At 71.1% G+C, this 21,135-nt stretch carries 18 protein-coding genes; 3 read left to right on the forward strand and 15 right to left on the reverse strand.

The features are described 5' to 3' along the window. Positions 1-25: 25 nt before the first annotated feature. Positions 26-904, reverse strand: coding sequence for a LolA family protein (locus SXIM_RS10740; RefSeq protein ID WP_053116158.1), 879 nt, complete (start codon positions 902-904; stop codon positions 26-28). Between the two features lie 258 nt (positions 905-1,162). Continuing rightward, positions 1,163-2,173, reverse strand: coding sequence for a polyprenyl synthetase family protein (locus tag SXIM_RS10745; RefSeq protein ID WP_030736527.1), 1,011 nt, complete (start codon positions 2,171-2,173; stop codon positions 1,163-1,165). Between the two features lie 158 nt (positions 2,174-2,331). Here SXIM_RS10745 and fahA point away from each other — a divergent pair, with 158 nt between their 5' ends. The 3 genes from fahA to SXIM_RS27375 all read left to right on the forward strand — a co-directional run bounded on the left by fahA (position 2,332) and on the right by SXIM_RS27375 (position 5,138). Beyond that, positions 2,332-3,645 carry a fumarylacetoacetase gene (gene fahA / locus SXIM_RS10750; protein WP_043178321.1) on the forward strand — a complete coding sequence of 438 codons (1,314 nt, stop codon included), beginning with the start codon at positions 2,332-2,334 and terminating at the stop codon, positions 3,643-3,645. Between the two features lie 376 nt (positions 3,646-4,021). Next, positions 4,022-4,555 (forward strand): hypothetical protein, encoded by a 534-nt coding sequence (locus SXIM_RS10755; RefSeq protein ID WP_046723760.1) that lies wholly within the window; start codon positions 4,022-4,024, stop codon positions 4,553-4,555. A 25-nt stretch (positions 4,556-4,580) separates the two neighbouring features. Continuing rightward, a complete protein-coding gene (locus tag SXIM_RS27375; protein WP_030736539.1) occupies positions 4,581-5,138 on the forward strand; it encodes a hypothetical protein in 558 nt (185 codons plus the stop codon). 291 nt (positions 5,139-5,429) lie between these two features. Here SXIM_RS27375 and nuoN read toward each other — a convergent pair whose 3' ends face one another. The 13 genes from nuoN to SXIM_RS10825 are packed head-to-tail and all read right to left on the reverse strand — an operon-like array spanning position 5,430 to position 21,132. After that, positions 5,430-7,034 (reverse strand): NADH-quinone oxidoreductase subunit NuoN, encoded by a 1,605-nt coding sequence (gene nuoN / locus SXIM_RS10765; protein WP_030736541.1) that lies wholly within the window; start codon positions 7,032-7,034, stop codon positions 5,430-5,432. Next, positions 7,027-8,652: an NADH-quinone oxidoreductase subunit M gene (locus SXIM_RS10770; protein ID WP_046723764.1), complete on the reverse strand. Its 1,626-nt coding sequence runs from the start codon at positions 8,650-8,652 to the stop codon at positions 7,027-7,029. The genes nuoN and SXIM_RS10770 overlap by 8 nt, the downstream gene beginning before the upstream one ends. Position 8,653: 1 nt before the next feature. Continuing rightward, positions 8,654-10,549: an NADH-quinone oxidoreductase subunit L gene (nuoL, locus tag SXIM_RS10775; protein ID WP_030736547.1), complete on the reverse strand. Its 1,896-nt coding sequence runs from the start codon at positions 10,547-10,549 to the stop codon at positions 8,654-8,656. A gap of 12 nt (positions 10,550-10,561) precedes the next feature. Further along, positions 10,562-10,861 carry an NADH-quinone oxidoreductase subunit NuoK gene (gene nuoK, locus SXIM_RS10780; RefSeq protein WP_030736549.1) on the reverse strand — a complete coding sequence of 100 codons (300 nt, stop codon included), beginning with the start codon at positions 10,859-10,861 and terminating at the stop codon, positions 10,562-10,564. After that, the gene (locus SXIM_RS10785; RefSeq protein ID WP_046723766.1) at positions 10,858-11,778 is read right to left on the reverse strand and encodes an NADH-quinone oxidoreductase subunit J; all 921 of its coding nucleotides are present in this window, start codon (positions 11,776-11,778) and stop codon (positions 10,858-10,860) included. The genes nuoK and SXIM_RS10785 overlap by 4 nt, the downstream gene beginning before the upstream one ends. Further along, positions 11,775-12,422 (reverse strand): NADH-quinone oxidoreductase subunit NuoI, encoded by a 648-nt coding sequence (nuoI, locus tag SXIM_RS10790; protein WP_030736554.1) that lies wholly within the window; start codon positions 12,420-12,422, stop codon positions 11,775-11,777. Before nuoI ends, SXIM_RS10785 begins: the two co-directional genes overlap by 4 nt. Continuing rightward, positions 12,415-13,785, reverse strand: coding sequence for an NADH-quinone oxidoreductase subunit NuoH (gene nuoH / locus SXIM_RS10795; protein ID WP_030736557.1), 1,371 nt, complete (start codon positions 13,783-13,785; stop codon positions 12,415-12,417). Before nuoH ends, nuoI begins: the two co-directional genes overlap by 8 nt. Further along, the gene (locus SXIM_RS10800) at positions 13,785-16,298 is read right to left on the reverse strand and encodes an NADH-quinone oxidoreductase subunit G (protein WP_046723767.1); all 2,514 of its coding nucleotides are present in this window, start codon (positions 16,296-16,298) and stop codon (positions 13,785-13,787) included. Before SXIM_RS10800 ends, nuoH begins: the two co-directional genes overlap by 1 nt. Beyond that, positions 16,295-17,659: an NADH-quinone oxidoreductase subunit NuoF gene (gene nuoF / locus SXIM_RS10805; protein ID WP_030736563.1), complete on the reverse strand. Its 1,365-nt coding sequence runs from the start codon at positions 17,657-17,659 to the stop codon at positions 16,295-16,297. The genes SXIM_RS10800 and nuoF overlap by 4 nt, the downstream gene beginning before the upstream one ends. Beyond that, a complete protein-coding gene (gene nuoE / locus SXIM_RS10810; RefSeq protein WP_030736566.1) occupies positions 17,659-18,486 on the reverse strand; it encodes an NADH-quinone oxidoreductase subunit NuoE in 828 nt (275 codons plus the stop codon). Before nuoE ends, nuoF begins: the two co-directional genes overlap by 1 nt. Beyond that, positions 18,483-19,841: an NADH-quinone oxidoreductase subunit D gene (locus SXIM_RS10815; protein ID WP_030736569.1), complete on the reverse strand. Its 1,359-nt coding sequence runs from the start codon at positions 19,839-19,841 to the stop codon at positions 18,483-18,485. Before SXIM_RS10815 ends, nuoE begins: the two co-directional genes overlap by 4 nt. Continuing rightward, positions 19,841-20,581 carry an NADH-quinone oxidoreductase subunit C gene (locus tag SXIM_RS10820; RefSeq protein ID WP_030736572.1) on the reverse strand — a complete coding sequence of 247 codons (741 nt, stop codon included), beginning with the start codon at positions 20,579-20,581 and terminating at the stop codon, positions 19,841-19,843. The genes SXIM_RS10815 and SXIM_RS10820 overlap by 1 nt, the downstream gene beginning before the upstream one ends. Then, on the reverse strand, positions 20,578-21,132 hold the full coding sequence (locus SXIM_RS10825; protein ID WP_030736575.1) for a NuoB/complex I 20 kDa subunit family protein: 555 nt from the start codon (positions 21,130-21,132) through the stop codon (positions 20,578-20,580). Before SXIM_RS10825 ends, SXIM_RS10820 begins: the two co-directional genes overlap by 4 nt. Positions 21,133-21,135 lie beyond the last annotated feature (3 nt).

A 21,135-nucleotide genomic window follows, 5' to 3' on the forward strand; every position in this document is an offset into this window, starting at 1 on the left:
CCCCGGGCCGGACCGCCCCGGCCCGTCAGTGGACCGGCAGCTCCGCCAGGAAGTCCGGCACCGCGTCCGGCAGCAGCCCGGGGAGCGGATCACCGGCCGCTATGTCCACCACCGTCGCGTCCCGCGGCGGGGTGAAGTCGAAGCTGCCGCCCGACGGCTGCCCGTAGGTGATCTGGGAGAACGCCAGGTCCACCAGCGGCCCGTCGGGGCCCACCATCGTCACCGCCAGCGGCACCCCCGTCTCCGCGTCCACCGAGATCCGCGCCGACTCCACCGAGCCGCCCGCCTCGTCCCTCGGCTCCACCAGCAGCTGATAGGCACTGCGCCCCGCCACTCGCGCCGTGCCGTCCACCGAGACGTCGGCGACCTCACCGGCCCGCTCCAGCAGTTGCTCCACCGCCGCCTGCGGGGTCACCTGCGGCGCCATCCCCAGCTCGTCCGCCCCCGGCTCCCCGCGCTCCGCGTCCAGCGGAACCTCGGCCCGGTAGGCGATGTTGCTGTCGCTGTCGTACGCCCAGACCTCCTGGCCGCGGTGGATCAGCGCGAAGCGGTCCGAGGTGCCCTCCACCAGCGCCAGCCGCTGCCGGTCCGGGCCGTCCACGGCGATCCGCAGCGTGCTGGTGCCGCCCGCCAGATCCGCGAGCCGCCCCGCGGGGCCGTCCAGGCCACGGGCCAGCTCCGCCACCCCCGAGAACCCCAGATCGGCCTGGACCCGTACCGTGCCGGACAGTTGCGTCGTGTCGGACTCCGCGATCCGCACCAGCAGTTCTTCGGCCGAGACGTCGGGCAGGTCCGGTGCCCCGTCACTGGCGATCGCCGGCCACACACCCGCCCCGATCGCGGCGGCTCCCACCACCACGGCCACCGGCAGTCCCACCCGGCGGATGCGCGCGTTCAGTCCCATGTCACTCTCATCCCCATCTGTCCGCGAACGGCCTTCGATCCCCCGTCACCCCAAGCAATCTCAATTGCACCAGCCGGATGGCCTTTCGACATCCTTCGCCGGGAGGCTCCCGTCTCCTCCCCGCGGAGTAGACCGCCCGGCCCGCGGAGTACGAAACCCGTAAGGGTTTCTCCCCACGGGGGTCTCCGGGACACGCGGACATGAGGAAGGGGCGGTGCGCAGGCACCGCCCCTTCCTCATGTCACCGCCGCGACGGCCCTACCGCGTGCGGTCCGCGACCAGATCGCACAGCGCGGCCATCGACGCCTTCGCCGGCCCGTCGGGCAGCGGCGCCAGGCATCTTCGCGCCTCGTCCGCGAACCGCAGCGTGTCGCGTTTCGCCGCCTCCAGCGCCGGGTGCGCCCGCAGCCCGGCCAGCGCCTCCGCCAGCCGCGCGTCGTCGCTCAGGTCACCGGCGATCAGCTCGCACAGCCGCCGGTCCTGCGCCGCACCGCCCTGCTCGGCCATCTCCCGCAGCCGCAGCACGGGCATCGTCGGCACGCCCTCGCGCAGATCGGTGCCCGGTGTCTTCCCCGACTCGCCCCCGTCGCTGGCGATGTCGAGCACATCGTCCGCCAGCTGGAAGGCGACCCCGATCCGTTCACCGAACTGCGTGACCACGTCCACCACGTCCTCGTCGGCGCCGGACATCATCGCCCCGAAGCGCCCGGCCACCGCGATCAGCGACCCGGTCTTCCCGGCGATCACATCCAGGTAGTGGGCCACCGGGTCCTCGCCCTTGCCGGGCCCCGCCGTCTCCTGCAACTGCCCCGTCACCAGGCGCTCGAACGCCTCGGCCTGGATCCTGACCGCCGCGGGACCCAGGTCGGCCACCATCGTGGACGCCCGGGAGAAGAGGAAGTCCCCGGTCAGCACCGCCACCGAGTTGTCCCAGCGGGCGTTGGCGCTGGGCACCCCGCGCCGTACCTCCGCCTCGTCCATGATGTCGTCGTGGTACAGCGTCGCCAGATGCGTCAGCTCCACCACGACCGCGGCCGGCACGACCCCCGGCGCGTACGGATCCCCGAACCGCGCGGCAAGCATCACCAGCAGCGGCCGGAAGCGCTTGCCCCCGGCCCGGACCAGATGCTGGGCGGCCTCCGTGATGAAGGGGACATCGCTCTTCGTGGCCTCTATCAGACCCGCCTCGACAGCCGCCAGACCGGCCTGGACGTCCACTTCCAGAGCCTGGTCCCGCACGCTCACCCCGAACGGACCTACGACGGTCACGAGCGTTCTCCTGTCTCCGTTGCCATGTCCCTGGGCAGCGTAGCCGGTCACCAAAGGATCACCACGGGCACATCCCCATCAGCGGCGCGTACCCGTCAAGCGACCCGGCATACGCTGTCCCCGCCCCGTAACCGACGACCTCGAAGGCGAGGCACCGCATGGCCGTCACTCCCCAGGATCTCTTCGGTCTCGACAACTTGCCGTACGGAGTGTTCAGCACGCCCGGCTCCCCCGGTGGCCCGGACACCCCCGGCGCCCCGGGCGATCCCACCCGGCGCCGGATCGGAGTCCGGTACGGCGACCACGTCCTGGACGCCGGCGCGGCCGCCCGCGCCCTCGGCTCACCCCACACCCCGCTGCTCCAGGCCCCCTCCCTGGGCCCGCTGCTGGCCGCCGGACGGCCGGTGTGGCAGTCCGTACGCGCCGCCCTGCGCGACTGGCTCGGCAACCCGGCGCACCGGGAAACCGTTTCCCCGCTGCTTCTCCCCCTCCACCCGGCCGCTGAATCCCCTGCCCCGGTCTTCCACCTCCCCTTCGAGGTGGCCGATTACGTCGACTTCTACGCCAGCGAACACCACGCCGCCAACGTCGGCCGGATGTTCCGCCCGGACGGCGAGCCGCTCACCCCGAACTGGAAGCATCTGCCGATCGGTTACCACGGCCGCGCCGGCACCGTCGTGGTCTCCGGCACGCCGGTGGTCCGCCCCTCGGGCCAGCGCAGGCCGCCGGGCGCCGATGCCCCCGACTTCGGGCCCAGCCGCCGCCTGGACATCGAGGCGGAGGTCGGTTTCGTCGTCGGCGCCCCCTCGACGCCGGGCGAGCCGGTGCCCCGGTCCGCCTTCCGCGACCACGTCTTCGGCGTGGCACTGCTCAACGACTGGTCCGCGCGCGACATCCAGGCCTGGGAGTACGTGCCGCTGGGCCCGTTCCTCGGCAAGTCCTTCGCGACCTCGCTCTCGCCCTGGATCACGCCGCTGGAGGCCCTGGAGCACGCCGCGGTGGCCCCGCCGCCGCGCAGCCACCCGCTGCTGCCGTACCTGGACGACACGGGCCCGGGCGCCGAGCCGCAGGGGTACGACCTGCGGCTGTCGGTCCACCTGAACGGCGAACTCATCAGCGAGCCGCCGTTCTCGTCCATGTACTGGACGGCCGCCCAGCAGCTGGCCCATCTCACGGCGAACGGCGCGAGCCTGCGCACCGGTGACCTGTTCGCCTCCGGCACCGTCTCGGGACCGGAGCCGGGCGAGCGGGGCTCGTTGCTCGAACTGACCTGGAGCGGCACGGAGCCGCTGCGGCTGCCGGCCGGGGCCGGGGGCGAGCGCACCTTCCTGGCGGACGGCGACGAGGTGACGCTGAGCGCCTGGGCGCCGGGGCCCGGGGGCAGCCGGATCGGCCTGGGCGAGGTGACCGGCCGGATCGAGCCGACCCGGGGAGCACCGCCCGCCGCCGCCCCGGACGGCGGCGGCGCGTAGCGGACCCGGTCGTACGTCGTGCGTCCGGCCCGGCGGGCCGGACGCACGACGGCGGCATCACGCGGGGGGCCCGCAGGGGCGACCGGCCGGGTGCCCCTGCGGGATCGGCGTCAACCCGGTCCGGACGGCGTGGTCTTCGTTCCCGGCACGATCGGGCCCGGCGTTCCCCGCTGCCCCGCCCGGCCCGCCGGGTCGCCGGGTCGCCGGAGGTGTCCGTCCTGCCCGAACGCGCCCCGGCACCGGACCGCCCCGAGGTATCGGCGCGGAATCGCCACCGCAATAGGTGCGTAACCGATGTGATGATCGTGCCCCTTTTCGTCGGGACTGTCGTTGGCTCCGGATAAAGTGCCCTCACATCACTGCATGAGGGGAACACATGCGCAAGGCAGTACGGTTGGCCGCTCCCGCCGCGATAGCCGCGGCGGCTCTCATCCTGACCGGGTGCGGCAGCGACTCCAAGGACGACGACGCCAAGGGCAACGACTCCCAGCAGGAGTCCACCACCGGCGGTGGCGACGACGCGGCCGACGACGCCGCCGATGACGCGGCGGACGACGCCCCGGCGGGCGAGGCGCCCAGCGCGGCGGAGCTCGAGGGCTGGTGGACCGCCGACCTGTCCGGCGCGGAGGCCAACACCCTGATCTTCTCCGCCGACGAGGCCACCATGGCGGTGCCGCTCAGCGGGGACGAGGCGGACCTGTGCAACGGGACCGTCACAGACGGCACGGTGACCCTGGAGTGCCTGCTGGGCTCCGACTTCACCGAGGGCACCCTGGCCCTGGACGGCGACACGCTCCAGGTCGCCTGGTCCAGCGGCACCACCGAGACCTACAACAAGATCCCGGGCCTGGAGGACCTCGACCTCGGTGACCTGGGCGGCGACATGGGCGGCCTCGACCTCGACTTCTGACCCGGCCGGAGTGAGAAGCGACCGCATGCACGCGATCAACGGGGGATCCATGCGTGAGGCAGGACGACTGGCGGTGCCCGCCGCCGCAGCGGCGGTGGCCCTGCTCCTGGCCGGCTGCGGCGGCGACAGCGGCGGCTCCGCCGACGGGGGCGGCGACGCCTCCGGCGACAACGGCAGCGGCGGGCAGTCCGGCGACGCCGCCGGTGACACCCCGCCCGGGGGCACCGGCCTGACCGCCGCCGACCTCGAGGGCTCCTGGATCACCGGCTACGAGCCCGACGACAGCTTCATGGTCGTCATGAGCGGGCTGGTGTCCTTCTCGGACCTGGCCGAGGAGCGCACCTGCACGGGCGCCTTCGCGGCCGGTCATCTCGCCATGGAGGACTGCCGGGACCTCGGCCCCGGCGCCGTCGACCTCGACGGCGGGACGCTGACGGTCTCCTGGTCCTCGGGCGAGACGCACGTCTACAAGCGGGCGGACGACTTCCGGGAGCTGGAGAACCTGATCCCGGACCTGTCCGAGATGCCCGACCTGGAGGACCTGGACCTCGGTCCGGATCCGGACCTGACGCCCGAAGGCTGACGGCACCCCAGGCAGCACGTCATGGCCCGGGCCCCACCGGCGAATTCCAGGGGCCCGGGCCATGCACATCGCACCGCGCAGGCGCTGATCGATGCGCACCTGGACACGCACCACGGGGACGGGGGACGGGAGCGGCGCCGGCCACCGCCCTGCTCACGACCGGATGTTCGGGTGGCGGAGGCGACTCCGGCTGACACTCCCCGGCCGGGCAGCGGAAAACCGTCCGGAACGCACGGTGGCCGCCCCGGAGTCCGGGGCGGCCACCGCCGCGTGAGCACGGGCGTGCCCGGCCTACCGCAGCACGAACACCCCGGCCTGACCCGCCAGATCGAGGAAGTACTGCGGCGCGATGCCCAGCACCAGCGTGACCACCGCGGCCAGACCCACCACCGAGGAGGTCAGCGGGCTCGGGATCACCACCGAGGGACCGTCGGCCTTCGGCTCGCTGAAGAACATCAGCACGATCACCCGTACGTAGAAGAACGCCGCGATCGCCGACGCCGCCACACCCGTGATGACCAGGCCCATCGCCCCGGCGTCCGCCGCCGCCCGGAACACCGCGAACTTCCCGGCGAACCCGGAGGTCAGCGGAATGCCCGCGAAGGCCAGCAGGAACAGCGCGAACACCCCGGCCAGCAGCGGCGAACGCCGCCCCAGCCCGGCCCACTTCGACAGATGCGTGGCCTCGCCGCCCGCGTCCCGCACCAGCGTGACCACGGCGAAGGCGCCGAGCGTCACGAACGAGTACGCCGCCAGGTAGAACAGCACCGAGGACACGCCGTCCTCGCTGACCGCCACCACACCCGCCAGGATGAACCCGGCGTGCGCGATCGAGGAGTACGCCAGCAGCCGCTTCACGTCGGTCTGCGTGATGGCGATGACCGCACCGGCCACCATCGACGCGATGGCCACGCCCCACAGCGCCGGCTCCCAGTCCCACCGGGTGCCGTCCAGCGCCACGTACAGCAGCCGCAGCAGCGCGCCGAACGCCGCCACCTTGGTCGCCGCCGCCATGAAGCCGGTCACCGGGGTCGGGGCGCCCTGGTACACGTCCGGGGTCCACATGTGGAAGGGCACCGCGCCGACCTTGAACAGCAGGCCCATCACCACCAGCGCACCGCCGATCAGCAGCAGCGCGTCATTGCCCATCGTCGAGGCGAGCCCCGGGTCGAGAGCGGCCGGCGCCCCGCCGATGACCTCGGCGATCCCGGCGTAGGTGACGGTCCCGGCGTACCCGTACAGCAGGGCGATGCCGAACAGCAGGAACGCGGAGGCGAACGCGCCCAGCAGGAAGTACTTGACCGCCGCCTCCTGCGACAGCAGCCGCTTGCGGCGCGCGAGTGCGCACAGCAGGTACAGCGGCAGCGACAGCACTTCCAGCGCGATGAACAGCACCAGCAGATCGTTGGCCGCCGGGAAGAGCAGCATGCCGCCGACCGCGAACAGCAGCAGCGGGAAGATCTCGGTGGTCATGTGCCCGGCGCGCACGGCCTCCTGCTCGGCCTCACCGCCCGGCACCGCCGCCGCCTGCGCGGCGAACGAGTCCACCGGCGCGCCGTGCTTGGCCGGTTCGAGACGCCGCTCCGCGAACAGGAACACCGACAGCAGCCCCACCAGCAGGATCACGCCCTGGAGGAACAGCGCGGGCCCGTCCACCGCCAGCGAGCCCATGCCCGCGATCTGCGCCTTGTCCGTGGCGTGCCCGCCCGCCGCCAGGCCCACCACCGCGGCGAACGCCGCGGCGAAGCCGAGGGTGGTGAGCACCAGTTGCGTGCCGTACCGGGCCGACCGGGGCGCGAACGCCTCGATCAGCACCCCGATGACGGCGACGCCGAACACGATCAGGCTCGGCAGCAGCGCCAGCCATTCGATCGAAGGAGCCTGAAGATCATTCATGGGAGGCGCCCTCCGCTTCGGTCACGGTCACGTCCGGCTGCGGATCGCTCTTGTTGACGTCCGACAGCGTGTGTTCGACAGCTGGGTTCACGAGATCGGTGACCGGCTTCGGGTACACCCCGAGGAAGATCAGCAGCGCGATCAGCGGGGCCACCACCGCCAGTTCCCGCATCCGCAGGTCGGGCAGCTTCTCCAGGCCGGGCTTCACGGGGCCGGTCATGGTCCGCTGGTACAGCACCAGGACGTACAGCGCCGCGAGCACGATGCCCACCGTGGCGATGATCCCGGCCGCCTTGTACCGGCTGAACGTGCCCACCAGCACCAGGAACTCGCTGACGAACGGGCCAAGGCCCGGCAGCGACAGGGTGGCGAGACCGCCGATGAGGAAGGTGCCCGCCAGCACCGGCGCCGTCTTCTGCACCCCGCCGTAGTCGGCGATGAGCCGCGAGCCGCGCCGCGAGATCAGGAAGCCCGCCACCAGCATCAGGGCGGCCGTCGCGATCCCGTGGTTGATCATGTACAGCGTGGCCCCGGAGTGGCCCTGGCTGGTCATCACGAAGATGCCCAGCACGATGAACCCGAAGTGGGAGATCGAGGCGTACGCGATCAGCCGCTTCATGTCCCGCTGGCCGAGCGCCAGCAGCGCCCCGTACACGATGCTCACCAGCGACAGCACGATGACCGCCGGGGTGGCCCAGGTGCTCGCCTCGGGGAAGAGGCCGAGGCAGAACCGCAGCATCGCGAAGGTGCCGACCTTGTCCACGACCGCCGTGATGAGCACGGCCACCGGGGCCGTCGACTCGCCCATCGCGTTCGGCAGCCAGGTGTGCAGCGGCCACAGCGGGGCCTTGATGGCGAAGGCGAAGAAGAAGCCCAGGAACAGCCAGCGTTCGGTGCCGGTGCCGAAGGTCAGCTCACCGGCCGCCTTGGCGTCCGCGATGGCCGTCAGCGAGAACGTGCCGTTGCCCAGCTGGTCGTTGGTGGCGACCCACAGGCCGATCACCGCCGCCAGCATCACCAGACCGCCGGCGAGGTTGTACAGCAGGAACTTGACCGCGGCGTACGAACGCTGCCGCGCCTGCCCCTCCTCGTCGTGCTCGCCGGCCCGGTCCCCGAAGCCGCCGATGAGGAAGTACATCGGGATGAGCATGGCTTCGAAGAAGATGTAGAAGAGGAAGATGTCGGTGGCGGCGAAGGACATGATGACCATGGCCTCGACCAGCAGGATCAGCGCGAAGAAACCCTGGGTGGGCCGCCACCGCTTGCCCTGGGGTGTCTCGCCTTCCTTCGGGTCCGCGTCGTTCCAGCCGGCCCCGATCAGGAACGGGATCACGATCGCGGTGAGCCCGATCAGGGCGACACCGATGCCGTCCACACCGAGCTCGTAGGTGACCCCGAAGTCCCTGATCCAGGTGAGGGATTCGGTCAGCTGATACCGGTCGGCGCCGGGCCCGGTGTCGAAGCGCAGCAGCACCGCCGCCGCGAACACCACCGTCAGCACGGAGAAGCCCAGCGCCGTCCATTTGGCGAGGGTGCGGCGCGCCGCGGGCACCGCGGCCGTGGCCACCGCGCCGATGGCGGGGGCCAGGGCCGTGGCCGTCAGCAGGGGAAATGACATCTCAGACCGCCCTCATCAGCAGGGTCACGGCGATCAGGATCGCCGCACCGCCGAACATCGAGACCGCGTAACTGCGGGCATATCCGTTCTGGACCCGCCGCAGCCGCCCGGACATACCGCCGAACGCGGCGGCCAGCCCGTTGACGACGCCGTCCACCAGCTTGTGGTCGACATACACCAGGCCCCGGGTGAGATACGTGCCCGGTGTGACGAACGCGGCGTGGTTGAAGTCGTCCTGGAGCAGGTCACGGCGCGCCGCCCGGGTGACGAAGCTGCCGCGCGGTGCCACCACCGGCGCCGGCCGCCGCCCGTACTGGAGGTACGCGACCCCGACGCCGATCACCATCACGGCGGTGGCCGCCAGCGACACGGTGCCGTGGCCGACCGGGGAGTCGCCGTGCGCCAGACCGGTGACCGGCTCCAGCCAGTGTGCGAAGGACTCGTTCAGGTTGAACGCGAAGCCCGCGCCGACCGAGCCGATCGCCAGCACGATCATCGGGATCGTCATGGTGGCGGGCGACTCGTGCGGGTGCGGCTGCTTCCCGGCGGCGTCCGGCTGCCAGCGCTTCTCGCCGAAGAACGTCAGGAGCATGATGCGCGTCATGTAGTACGCGGTGAGCGCCGCGCCCAGCAGCATCACCGAGCCCAGGATCCAGCCCTGCGTGCCGCCCTTGGAGAACCCGGCGTAGATGATCTCGTCCTTGGAGAAGAACCCGGACAGATACGGGAAGCCGATGATCGCCAGGTAGGCGAGGCCGAAGGTCACGAAGGTGACCGGCATGTACTTCCGCAGGCCGCCGTACTTGCGCATGTCGACCTCGTCGTTCATGCCGTGCATGACCGAGCCTGCACCCAGGAACAGGCCCGCCTTGAAGAAGCCGTGCGTCACCAGGTGCATGATCGCGAAGGCGTAGCCGATCGGGCCGAGCCCGGCGGCCAGCATCATGTAGCCGATCTGCGACATGGTCGAGCCGGCCAGCGCCTTCTTGATGTCGTCCTTGGCGCAACCGACGATCGCACCGAAGACCAGCGTGACGGCGCCGACCACGATGACGACGGTCTGCGCGTCGGGTGCCGCGTTGAAGATCGCGCCGGAGCGCACCACCAGGTAGACACCGGCGGTCACCATGGTGGCCGCGTGGATCAGGGCCGAGACCGGGGTCGGGCCCTCCATCGCGTCACCGAGCCAGGACTGGAGCGGCACCTGCGCCGACTTGCCGCAGGCGGCCAGCAGCAGCATCAGCCCGATCGCGGTGAGCGTGCCCTCGCCGGTGTCCGCCGCGCTCGAGAGCACGGGGCCGAAGGCGAAGGTGCCGAAGGTGGTGAACATCAGCATGATCGCGATGGACAGGCCGATGTCGCCGACCCGGTTGACGATGAACGCCTTCTTCGCCGCGGTGGCCGCGCTCGGCCGGTCCTGCCAGAACCCGATCAGCAGGTAGGAGGCGAGACCCACGCCCTCCCAGCCGGCGTACAGCAGCAGGTAGTTGTCGGCCAGGACCAGCAGCAGCATGGCGGCGAGGAACAGGTTGAGGTAGCCGAAGAACCGCCGCCGGCGCGGGTCGTGCTCCATGTAACCGACGGAGTACACATGGATCAGCGAGCCGACACCCGTGATGAGCAGCGCGAACGTCATCGACAGCTGGTCGAGCTGGAAGGCCACGTCCGCCTGGAAACCGGCCACCGGAATCCAGCTGAACAGATGCTGGTGCAGGGTGCGGTCGCCGTCCGCCCTGCCCAGCAGTTCGAAGAACAGCACCGCCGCGAGGGCGAAGGACACGAAGGCCAGGCCGGTACCGAGCCAGTGGCCCGTACGGTCGAGCCGCCGGCCGCCCACGAGCAGCACCAGCGCGCCGAGCAGCGGTGCCGCGACGAGCAGTCCGATCAATGACTCCACTGGTATTACCCCTTACAGCTTCATCAGTGAGGCGTCGTCGACCGAGGCCGAGTGGCGGGACCGGTAGACCATGACGATGATCGCGAGCCCGACCACGACCTCGGCGGCGGCGACGACCATGACGAAGAACGCCAGGATCTGGCCGTCGAGATTGCCGTGCATCCGGGAGAACGCGACCAGCGCGAGGTTGCTGGCGTTCAGCATCAGCTCGATGCACATGAACACGACGATGGCGTTCCGCCGCAGCAGGACCCCGCAGGCGCCGAGGGTGAACAGCAGCGCCGCCAGATACAGATAGTTGTCCGGGCTCACCGGTTCTCCTCCCCGGACTCTTCGCTGTCCTTGGTGCCGCCGTTGACGGTGGCCACGCTCGTGCCGTTGCCGTTGCCGTTGCCGTCACCGCCGCCGTTGATGCCGTGCTGGCGCGGCTGACCGTGGTAGGTGGCGGTCCGCTGTTCCAGCGCGGTCAGGTCGCGCAGCGCCTCGCGGTGCACCTCCCGGATCTGGCCGCGTCCGCGCAGGGTGGCGCTGACGCTCAGCTCGGAGGGGGTGCCGTCGGGCAGCAGGCCGGGGATGTCCACCCCGTTGTGCCGCGCGTACACGCCCGGCGCGGGCAGCGGCGGGACGTGCGTGGCGTTCTTGATCCGGTCGATCGACTGCTCGCGCTGCGACTTGATGCGCTCGATCCGCTCGCGGTGGGTGAGCATGGTGGCGCCCACGGCGGCGATCGTCAGCAGGATGCCGGTCACCTCGAAGGCCACCACGTAGCGGGTGAACAGCAGCGAGGCCAGGCCCTGCACGTTGCCGCCGGCGTTCGCCTGGCCGAGCCCGGTGAACGAGCCGCCCGCGGCCTGCCCGATGCCGGCGATCAGCAGGATGCCGAGCCCCAGGCCGAGCCCGGCGGCCAGCCAGCGCTGGCCCTTGAGCGTCTCCTTCAGGGAGTCCGCCGCGCTCACCCCGACCAGCATCAGGACGAACAGGAACAGCATCATCACGGCGCCGGTGTAGACGACGATCTGCACCACGCCGAGGAAGTACGCGCCGTTGGCCAGGTAGAACAGCGCCAGGATGATCATGGTGCCGGCCAGGCAGAGCGCGGAGTACACCGCGCGCCGCATCAGCACCGTGCCGAGGCCGCCGGCCACCGCGATCGGGGCCAGGATCCAGAACTGCACCGCCTCACCGGAGGAGGTGGAGCTCTCGGCGGCCAGGGTGGTCAGGGCGTTCATGCCCGCACCCCCGAACCGGAGTCGCCCGCGTCGCCATTGGGGTCGCGCAGCCGGGACGCCGCCGCCAGGGCGTCGTCCTCGTCCGCCGGGGGCTGCTCGCCCTTGGACCGCGCCACCTGGCGTTCGGTCCCGGGCGCCGCGGCCTTCACCTCGCCCCGGTAGTACGTCTGCTCGTCGGCGCCGGGGTAGATGGCGTGCGGCGAGTCGACCATGCCGTCCTGCAGGCCGGCCAGCAGCTCCTCCTTGGTGAAGATCAGGGAGGCGCGGGTGCGGTCGGCCAGCTCGTACTCGTTGGTCATGGTCAGCGCCCGGGTGGGGCACGCCTCGACGCACAGGCCGCACAGGATGCAGCGCAGGTAGTTGATCTGGTAGACCCGGCCGTACCGCTCACCCGGGGAGTAGCGCTCCTCCTCGGTGTTGTCGGCGCCCTCCACATAGATGGCGTCGGCGGGACAGGCCCAGGCGCACAGCTCACAGCCGATGCACTTCTCCAGACCGTCGGGGTGACGGTTGAGCTGGTGCCGGCCGTGGAAGCGCGGCGCGGTGGGCTTCTTCTCCTCCGGGTACTGCTCGGTCAGGCGCTTCTTGAACATGGCCTTGAAGGTCACGCCGAAGCCGCCCACGGGATTCCGGAACTCAGGCACCGTCGCCCTCCTTTCCTTGGGTTGCCTCGGTATCCGCGGTGTCGCTCGCCGCGACGCCCGCCGTGGGCCCGCGTGAGGGCCGGCGGGGCACCGGTGGCAGGGTCTGCCCCGGCAGCGGCGGTACGGGGAACCCGCCCGCCATCGGGTCGAACGGCTCCTCGGCGCGGTCCGCCTCTTCGGCGGCGCGCTTCTCGTCGGCGCGGTCGCGGAAGATGTCCACGACGAAGGAGACGAGCAGCAGGCAGATGACGCCGCCGACCACCCACAGGACGATGTCGCGGAAGCCGTAGCCCTCGTTCTGCATGCCGCGCACGGTGGCGACCAGCATCAGCCACACCAGCGCGACCGGGATCAGCACCTTCCAGCCGAGCTTCATGAGCTGGTCGTAGCGCACCCGCGGCAGCGAGGCCCGGGCCCAGACGAAGACGAAGATGACGGCCAGCATCTTGAGGGTGAACCACAGCATGGGCCACCAGCCGGAGTTGGCGCCCTCCCAGAAGCTCAGCGGTGCCGGGGCCCGCCAGCCGCCCAGGAACAGGGTCACCATCAGCATGGAGACGATGACCATGTGGATGTACTCGGACATCATGAAGAACGCGAACTTGATGGACGAGTACTCGGTGAGGTAGCCGCCCACCAGGTCGCCCTCGGACTCCGGCATGTCGAACGGCAGCCGGTGCGACTCGCCGACCATCGCCACCGTGTAGATCAGGAAGGACACCGGCAGCAGCACCATGAACCAGCGGTCGCTCTGCGCGTCCACGATGCCCGAGGTGGACATCGTCCCGGAGTACAGGAAGACGGCGGCGAAGCTGAGGCCCATGGCCACCTCGTAGGAGATGACCTGCGCCGTGGCCCGCACCCCGCCCAGCAGCGGATAGGTGGAGTTGGAGGACCAGCCGGCCAGCACCGTGCCGTACACGGTGATCGCGGCGGTGGCCAGCACCAGCAGCAGCGCCACCGGCAGATCGGTGAGCTGCAGCACCGTGCTGGTGCCGAAGATGCTCACCGGGTCGTCGGCCGGCCCGAACGGGATGACCGCCACGGCCATGAACGCGGGGATCGTCGCCAGGGCCGGGGCCAGGATGAAGAGCACCTTGTCCGCGCCCTTGACGACGATGTCTTCCTTCAGCATCAGCTTGATGCCGTCGAACAGTGACTGGAGCATGCCCCACGGACCGTGCCGGTTGGGGCCGATCCGCAGCTGCATCCAGCCGAGCACCTTGCGCTCCATGACGATGCAGATCAGCACTGTCAGCAGGAGGAAGGCGAAGGCGAACACGGCCTTGAGCAGGATCAGCCAGAAGGGGTCACCCCCGAACATCGACAGATCCGCCTCCTGGGCGAGGGTTGTCGTACGCATCAGGCGTTCACCTCCTCAGCGGTCGTCGCGCCGATGGTGACGACGGTCCCGGGAACGGCACCGAGGTCGGAGTACACGCCGCCACCGGTCGAGTTGAGCGGCAGCCACACGACCCGGTCCGGCAGTTCCTCGGTCACGGCCAGCGGCAGGACCATCGATCCGGCCGGGCCGGTCACGGTCAGCGGCTGCCCGTCCGCGACCCCCGCCTCCTGGGCGGTGGCGGCGGACAGCCGGGCGACGGTGGCGTGCCGGGTGCCGGCCAGTGCCGCGTCGCCCTGCTGGAGCAGGCCCTGGTCCAGCAGCATCCGGTGCCCGGCCAGGACGGCCTCGCCCGGCTCCGGGCTGGGCAGTTCCACGGGGGTGGCGGTCGGGCCCAGCGGCAGATCGCCGCCCCACGGCTCCAGTCCGTCGATCTCGGCCCTGATGGTGGGCAGATCGGGCAGCCCGAGGTGGACGTCCATGGCGTCCGCGAGCATGTTCAGCGCGCGGGAGTCGGTCTGCACCAGCCGCCGTGTCATCTGGTCGGGCTTCACGGCGGGCTCGAACGGCCGCACCCGGCCCTCCCAGTTGAGGAAGGTGCCGCCCTTCTCCACCACGGCCGCCACCGGCAGCACCACATGGGCGCGGTCGGTGATCTCGGAGGGCCGCAGTTCCAGCGACACGAGGAACCCGTCGGCGGCGACGGTGTCCAGCGCCTGCCGGGCCAGCGCCGGATCGGGCAGATCCGCCACCTCGACCCCGCCGGTCACCAGCGCGCCGATCTCCCCGGCCGCCGCGGCCTCGATGATCGCTCCGGTGTCCCGGCCCGGCCGGTCCGGCAGCGCCGCGACGCCCCAGGCGGCGGCGATCTCCCGGCGGGCCCGCGCGTCGTCGGCAGGCCGTCCGCCGGGCAGCAGCCCGGGCAGCGCGCCGGTCTCGATGGCGCCCCGCTCACCGGAGCGGCGCGGGATCCACACCAGTCGCGCCCCGCTGGAACCGGCCAGCGCCACCGCGGCGGTGAACCCGCCGGTGACCCCGGCCAGCCGCTCGCCGACCACGATCACCGCGCCCTCGGCGCCGATCGCCTCGCGCGCCGCGCTCCCGTCCGGGCCGAGGCCGGAGCCGGAGGCCAGCGCCTCCAGCCACGCCGTCTCGGTGCCCGGCGCGGCCGGCAGCAGCGTGCCGCCGGTCTTCGCCAGGCCCTTGGTGATGTGCCCGGCCAGCGAGAACACCCGCTGCCCGTGCTTGCGGTGCGCCTTGCGCAGCCGCAGGAAGACGCTGGGCGCCTCCTCCTCCGACTCGAAGCCCACCAGCAGCACGGCCGGCGCCGCCTCCAGCGCCCCGAAGGTCAGCCCTTCGGTGCCGTCCAGATCGACGCCGCGCCCCGCGACCTGGGAGGCGAGGAACGCCGCCTCCTCCGCGCTGTGCACCCGGGCCCGGAAGTCGATGTCATTGGTGTGCAGCGCGACCCGGGCGAACTTGGCGTACGCGTAGGAGTCCTCGACGGTCAGCCGGCCGCCGGTGAGCACCGCCGCGCCGCGCCGCGCCCCGGCGGTCAGCCCGCGCGCCGCCGCCTCCAGCGCCTCGGGCCAGCTGGTCCGCTCCAGCTCGCCGGTCTCCGCGTTGCGCACCAGGGGCGTCGTCAGCCGGTCGCGCTGCTGCGCGTACCGGAAGCCGAACCGCCCCTTGTCGCAGATCCATTCCTCGTTGACCTCGGGGACGTCCTCGGCCAGCCGGCGCATGACCTTGCCGCGCCGGTGATCGGTGCGGATGCCGCAGCCCCCGGCGCAGTGCTCGCACACGCCGGGCGAGGACACCAGGTCGAAGGGCCGGGAGCGGAAGCGGTACGCCGCGGAGGTGAGCGCCCCGACCGGGCAGATCTGGATGGTGTTGCCGGAGAAGTAGGACTCGAAGGGATCCCCCGCGCCGATGCCCACCTGCTGGAGCGCGCCCCGGTCCACCATCTCGATGATCGGGTCGCCCGCGATCTGGTTGGAGAAGCGGGTGCAGCGCGCGCACAGCACGCACCGTTCGCGGTCCAGCAGCACCTGGGCGGAGAGCGGGATGGGCTTCTCGAAGGTCCGCTTGCGACCTTCGAACCTGGTCTCCGGGTCGCCGGTGGTCATCGCCTGGTTCTGCAGAGGGCACTCGCCGCCCTTGTCGCAGACGGGGCAGTCCAGCGGGTGGTTGATCAGCAGCAGTTCCATCACGCCGCGCTGCGCCTTCTCGGCGACCGGCGAGGACAGCTGGGTCTTGACGACCATGCCCTCGGTGCAGGTGATGGTGCAGGACGCCATCGGCTTGCGCTGGCCCTCGACCTCGACGATGCACTGCCGGCAGGCGCCGGCCGGGTCGAGTGCGGGATGGTCGCAGAACCGGGGGATCTCGATGCCGAGCTGTTCGGCGGCACGGATCACCAGGGTGCCCTTGGGGACCGAGATCCCGATGCCGTCGATCGTGAGGGAGACCAGGTCCTCCTCCGCGGGCCTGGCGGCCTGCCCACCACCGTTCTTGGCGTCGGTGGTGACCGTCATGCCTTCACCTCCACAGATGCGTTCGCGTCGTCATCCGCCCAGACGGTGGACTTGGCGGGGTCAAAGGGGCAGCCGCGCCCGGTGACGTGCTGTTCGTACTCCGCGCGGAAGTACTTGAGCGACGAGAAGATCGGCGAGGCCGCTCCGTCCCCGAGGGCGCAGAACGACTTGCCGTTGATGTTGTCCGCGATGTCCGCGAGCTTGTCGAGGTCGCCGGGGCGGCCCTTGCCCGCCTCGATGTCGCGCAGCAGTTGCACCAGCCAGTACGTGCCCTCGCGGCACGGGGTGCACTTGCCGCAGGACTCGTGCGCGTAGAACTCGGTCCAGCGGGTGACGGCGCGCACCACGCAGGTGGTCTCGTCGAAGCACTGGAGTGCCTTGGTGCCGAGCATGGAGCCGGCGGCGCCGACGCCCTCGTAGTCCAGCGGCACATCGAGGTGTTCGTCGGTGAACATCGGGGTGGAGGAGCCGCCCGGGGTCCAGAACTTCAGCCGGTGCCCGGGGCGCATCCCGCCGCTCAGCTCCAGCAGTTCGCGCAGCGTGATGCCCAGCGGTGCCTCGTACTGGCCCGGCGAGGCCACGTGCCCCGAGAGCGAGTAGAGCGTGAAGCCGGGGGACTTCTCGCTGCCCATCGACTTGAACCAGTCCTTGCCCCGGTCCATGATCGCGGGCACCGAGGCGATGGACTCCACGTTGTTCACCACGGTGGGGCTGGCGTACAGACCCGCGATGGCGGGGAACGGCGGGCGCAGCCTGGGCTGTCCGCGCCGGCCCTCCAGCGAGTCGAGCAGCGCGGTCTCCTCACCGCAGATGTACGCGCCGGCCCCGGCGTGCACGGTCAGCTCCAGGTCCTTGCCGGGCCCCAGCGCGTCCTTGCCGAGCAGACCCGCCGCGTACGCCTCGGCCACCGCGGCGTGCAGCCGCCGCAGGACGGGGACCACCTCGCCGCGCAGGTAGATGAAGGCGTGCGCGGACCGGATCGCGTAGCAGGCGATCACGATCCCCTCGATGAGGGAGTGCGGGTTGGCGAACAGCAGCGGGATGTCCTTGCAGGTGCCCGGCTCCGACTCGTCTGCGTTGACGACGAGGTAGTGCGGCTTGCCGTCGCCCTGCGGGATGAACTGCCACTTCATGCCGGTGGGGAACCCGGCCCCGCCGCGGCCGCGCAGTCCGGAGTCCTTGACGTAGGCGATGACCTCGTCCGGCTCCATGTCCAGTGCCTTGCGCAGGCCCCGGTACCCGCCGTGCGCCCGGTAGGTGTCCAGGGTCCAGGAGTCCGGCTCGTCCCAGAAGGCGGACAGCACGGGGGACAGCAGCTTCTCGGGCCCCGAGTGCTGGACGTCCTTGGCAGCGGTGGTCATCACTCGCCCTCCTCTGCGGTGGGTCCGGCCGAGTGGTGCGGGTCGGAGGCCGAGGTCTGCTGGGGCGCGTCGTGCGAGCTGGGGGTGCCGGCCGGCTCCTCGCCCGCGGGGGCGGAGCCGCGCTGGGTGACCACCCGGCCGGGGCCGGCCTCGCCCTTGGCGAGCCGCAGCCCGGCGAGCGAGGCGGGGCCCGCGCTGCCGCCGGCGGCGGTGGCGCCCGGCCGCTCGTCCGGGAATCCGGCCAGCGTGCGGGCGGTCTTCTTGAAGTCGCACAGCGGCGCGCCGCGGGTCGGCACCACCTTGCGGCCGGCCCGCAGATCGTCCACGAGCCGCTTGGCGGACTCGATGGTCTGGTTGTCGAAGAACTCCCAGTTGATCATCACCACGGGGGCGAAGTCGCAGGCCGCGTTGCACTCGATGTGCTCCAGGGTGACCTTGCCGTCCTCGGTGGTCTCCCCGTTGCCCAGCTCCAGGTGCTCCTGGAGCGCGGAGAAGATCGCGTCCCCGCCGAGCACCGCGCACAGGGTGTTGGTGCACACCCCGACCTGGTAGTCGCCGGAGGGCTTGCGCCGGTACATGGAGTAGAAGGTGGCCACCGCGGTCACCTCGGCGGTGGTCAGCCCGAGCACGTCGGCACAGAACCCCATGCCGGTGCGGGTGACGTACCCCTCCTCCGACTGCACCAGGTGCAGCAGCGGCAGCAGCGCCGAACGGGAGTCCGGGTAGCGGCCGATGATCTCGCGGGCGTCCGCGGTCAGCCGCTCCCGTACCTCGTCCGGGTAGGCGGGCGCGGGGAGCTGGGGCATCCCCAGCTGGACGTCCGTCATCGGTCGACTCCTCCCATCACGGGGTCGATGGAGGCCACCGCGACGATGACGTCGGCGATCATGCCGCCCTCGCACATCGCGGCGGTCGCCTGGAGGTTGGTGAAGGACGGGTCGCGGAAGTGGACCCGGTAGGGGCGGGTGCCGCCGTCGGAGACCATGTGCACGCCGAGTTCGCCCTTGGGGGATTCCACGGCCGTGTACACCTGGCCGGGCGGGACCCGGAAGCCCTCGGTCACCAGCTTGAAGTGGTGGATCAGGGCTTCCATGGAGGTGCCCATGATGTTGCGGATGTGGTCCAGCGAGTTGCCGAGCCCGTCGGGGCCGAGCGCCAGTTGCGCGGGCCAGGCGATCTTCTTGTCGCCGACCATCACCGGGCCCGGCTCCAGGCGGTCGATGCACTGCTCCATGATCTTCAGCGACTGGTGCATCTCCTCCAGGCGCAGCAGGAAGCGGCCCATGGCGTCGCAGGTGTCGGTGGTCGGCACCTCGAAGTCGTACGTCTCGTAACCGCAGTACGGGTCGGAGACGCGCAGGTCGTGCGGGAGTCCGGCGGAGCGCAGCACGGGCCCGGTGGCGCCCAGCGCCAGGCAGCCGGCCAGGTCCAGGTAGCCGACGTCGGTCAGCCGGGCCTTGAAGACCGGGTTCCCGGTGCAGAGCTTGTCGTACTCGAGGAGGTTCTTCTTCATCTTGCGGATGAAGTCCCGCAGCTGCTCGATGGCGCCGGGCGGCAGGTCCTGGGCGAGCCCGCCGGGGCGGATGTACGCGCTGTTCATCCGCAGGCCGGTGATGAGCTCGAAGATGTCCAGGCAGTGCTCGCGGTCCCGGAAGCCGTAGATCATCACCGTGGTGGCGCCCAGCTCCATGCCGCCGGTGGCGATGGCCACCAGGTGGGAGGAGAGCCGGTTCAGTTCCATCAGCAGCACGCGGATGACGGTGGCCCGGTCGGGCACCTCGTCCGTGATGCCGAGCAGTTTCTCGACGCCCAGGCAGTAGGCGGCCTCATTGTAAAAAGGGGTCAGATAATCCATCCGCGTGACGAAGGTGGTGCCCTGCGTCCACGTCCGGTATTCAAGGTTCTTCTCGATGCCGGTGTGCAGATAACCGATCCCGGCGCGTGCCTCGGTGACCGTCTCGCCGTCGATCTCCAGGATCAGCCGCAGCACCCCGTGGGTGGACGGGTGCTGGGGACCCATGTTGACGATGATCCGCTCGTCGTCGGCCCGCTGGGCCACGGCTTCGGTGATCTCGTCCCAGTCGCCGCCGCTGACGGTGTAGACGGTCCCCTCGGTGGTCTCCCGGGCCCCGGCCGACGCCGTCGCCCGGGGCGGGGTCTGGGTGGTGTGGGATGTGGACATCAGCTGTACGACCTCCGCTGGTCGGGAGCCGGAATCTGGGCGCCCTTGTACTCGACGGGGATGCCGCCGAGCGGGTAGTCCTTGCGCTGCGGGAAGCCCTGCCAGTCGTCGGGCATCATGATCCGGGTCAGCGAGGGGTGGCCGTCGAAGACGATGCCGAAGAAGTCGAACGTCTCGCGCTCGTGCCAGTCGTTCGTCGGATAGATGTCGACGACGGACGGGATGTGCGGGTCGGCGTCCGCGACGGAGACCTCCAGCCGGATCAGCCGGGTGTGGGTGATCGAGCGCAGGTGGTAGACGGCGTGCAGTTCCCGGCCGGTGTCGGCGGGGTTGTGCACCCCGCTCACCCCGGTGCACAGCTCGAACCGCAGCGCGGGGTCGTCCCGCAGGATCCGGGCGACCTGGGGCAGATAGGCGCGGGCGATGTGGAAGGTCAGCTCGTCGCGGTCGACGACGGTCTTCTCGATCGCCGTCTCCGGGTCGACCCCCTGCTCCTCCAGTGCGCCCTCCAACTCGTCGGCGACCTCGTCGAAGTACCCGCCGTAGGGGCGGGAGGAGGCGCCGGGCATCCGGACGGTGCGCCGCAGGCCGCTGTAACCGGAGGTGTCCCCGCCGTTGTTGGCGCCGAACATCCCGCGCCGCCGGGCGATGGTCTCCCCGGTGTTTCCGCGCGGGGCCGGCACTCCGCCGGCGCGCTCGTCGTCGGTCCGCCCGTGCGGGCCGCTCGTGGCGTCGCTCATCGCAGCAGCCCCTTCATCTCAATGGTGGGGAGGGCCTTCAGCGCGGCCTCCTCCGCCTCCCGGGCGGCCTGCTCGCGGTTGACGCCGAGCTTCTCCTCGCGGATCTTCTGGTGCAGTTTCAAGATCGCGTCCATCAGCATCTCGGGACGGGGCGGGCATCCCGGCAGGTAGATGTCGACCGGCACCACGTGGTCCACGCCCTGCACGATCGCGTAGTTGTTGAACATCCCGCCCGAGGAGGCGCAGACCCCCATGGAGATGACCCACTTGGGGTTGGCCATCTGGTCGTAGACCTGCCGCAGCACCGGCGCCATCTTCTGGCTGACCCGCCCGGCCACGATCATCAGGTCCGCCTGCCGCGGCGAGCCGCGGAAGACCTCCATACCGAAACGGGCCAGGTCATAGCGCCCGGCCCCGGTCGTCATCATCTCGATCGCACAGCAGGCCAGGCCGAACGTGGCCGGGAAGACCGACGACTTCCGCGACAGCCCGGCCAGCTGCTCGACGGTGCTCAGCAGGAATCCACTGGGAATTTTGTCTTCGAGACCCATGGG

Origin of the sequence: Streptomyces xiamenensis, assembly GCF_000993785.3 — a bacterium.
GTDB lineage: Bacteria > Actinomycetota > Actinomycetes > Streptomycetales > Streptomycetaceae > Streptomyces > Streptomyces xiamenensis.

Bases quoted from the DNA above. Each gene is read 5' to 3' on its own strand.
- SXIM_RS10820 (WP_030736572.1), bottom strand. From the start codon at position 20,581: ATGAGCGACGCCACGAGCGGCCCGCACGGGCGGACCGACGACGAGCGC.
- SXIM_RS10825 (WP_030736575.1), bottom strand. From the start codon at position 21,132: ATGGGTCTCGAAGACAAAATTCCCAGTGGATTCCTGCTGAGCACCGTC.
- SXIM_RS10755 (WP_046723760.1), top strand. From the start codon at position 4,022: ATGCGCAAGGCAGTACGGTTGGCCGCTCCCGCCGCGATAGCCGCGGCG.
- nuoH (WP_030736557.1), bottom strand. From the start codon at position 13,785: ATGCGTACGACAACCCTCGCCCAGGAGGCGGATCTGTCGATGTTCGGG.
- nuoF (WP_030736563.1), bottom strand. From the start codon at position 17,659: ATGACCACCGCTGCCAAGGACGTCCAGCACTCGGGGCCCGAGAAGCTG.
- SXIM_RS10740 (WP_053116158.1), bottom strand. From the start codon at position 904: ATGGGACTGAACGCGCGCATCCGCCGGGTGGGACTGCCGGTGGCCGTG.
- nuoE (WP_030736566.1), bottom strand. From the start codon at position 18,486: ATGACGGACGTCCAGCTGGGGATGCCCCAGCTCCCCGCGCCCGCCTAC.
- SXIM_RS10770 (WP_046723764.1), bottom strand. From the start codon at position 8,652: ATGTCATTTCCCCTGCTGACGGCCACGGCCCTGGCCCCCGCCATCGGC.
- SXIM_RS27375 (WP_030736539.1), top strand. From the start codon at position 4,581: ATGCACGCGATCAACGGGGGATCCATGCGTGAGGCAGGACGACTGGCG.
- SXIM_RS10785 (WP_046723766.1), bottom strand. From the start codon at position 11,778: ATGAACGCCCTGACCACCCTGGCCGCCGAGAGCTCCACCTCCTCCGGT.
- SXIM_RS10800 (WP_046723767.1), bottom strand. From the start codon at position 16,298: ATGACGGTCACCACCGACGCCAAGAACGGTGGTGGGCAGGCCGCCAGG.
- nuoN (WP_030736541.1), bottom strand. From the start codon at position 7,034: ATGAATGATCTTCAGGCTCCTTCGATCGAATGGCTGGCGCTGCTGCCG.
- SXIM_RS10815 (WP_030736569.1), bottom strand. From the start codon at position 19,841: ATGTCCACATCCCACACCACCCAGACCCCGCCCCGGGCGACGGCGTCG.
- fahA (WP_043178321.1), top strand. From the start codon at position 2,332: ATGGCCGTCACTCCCCAGGATCTCTTCGGTCTCGACAACTTGCCGTAC.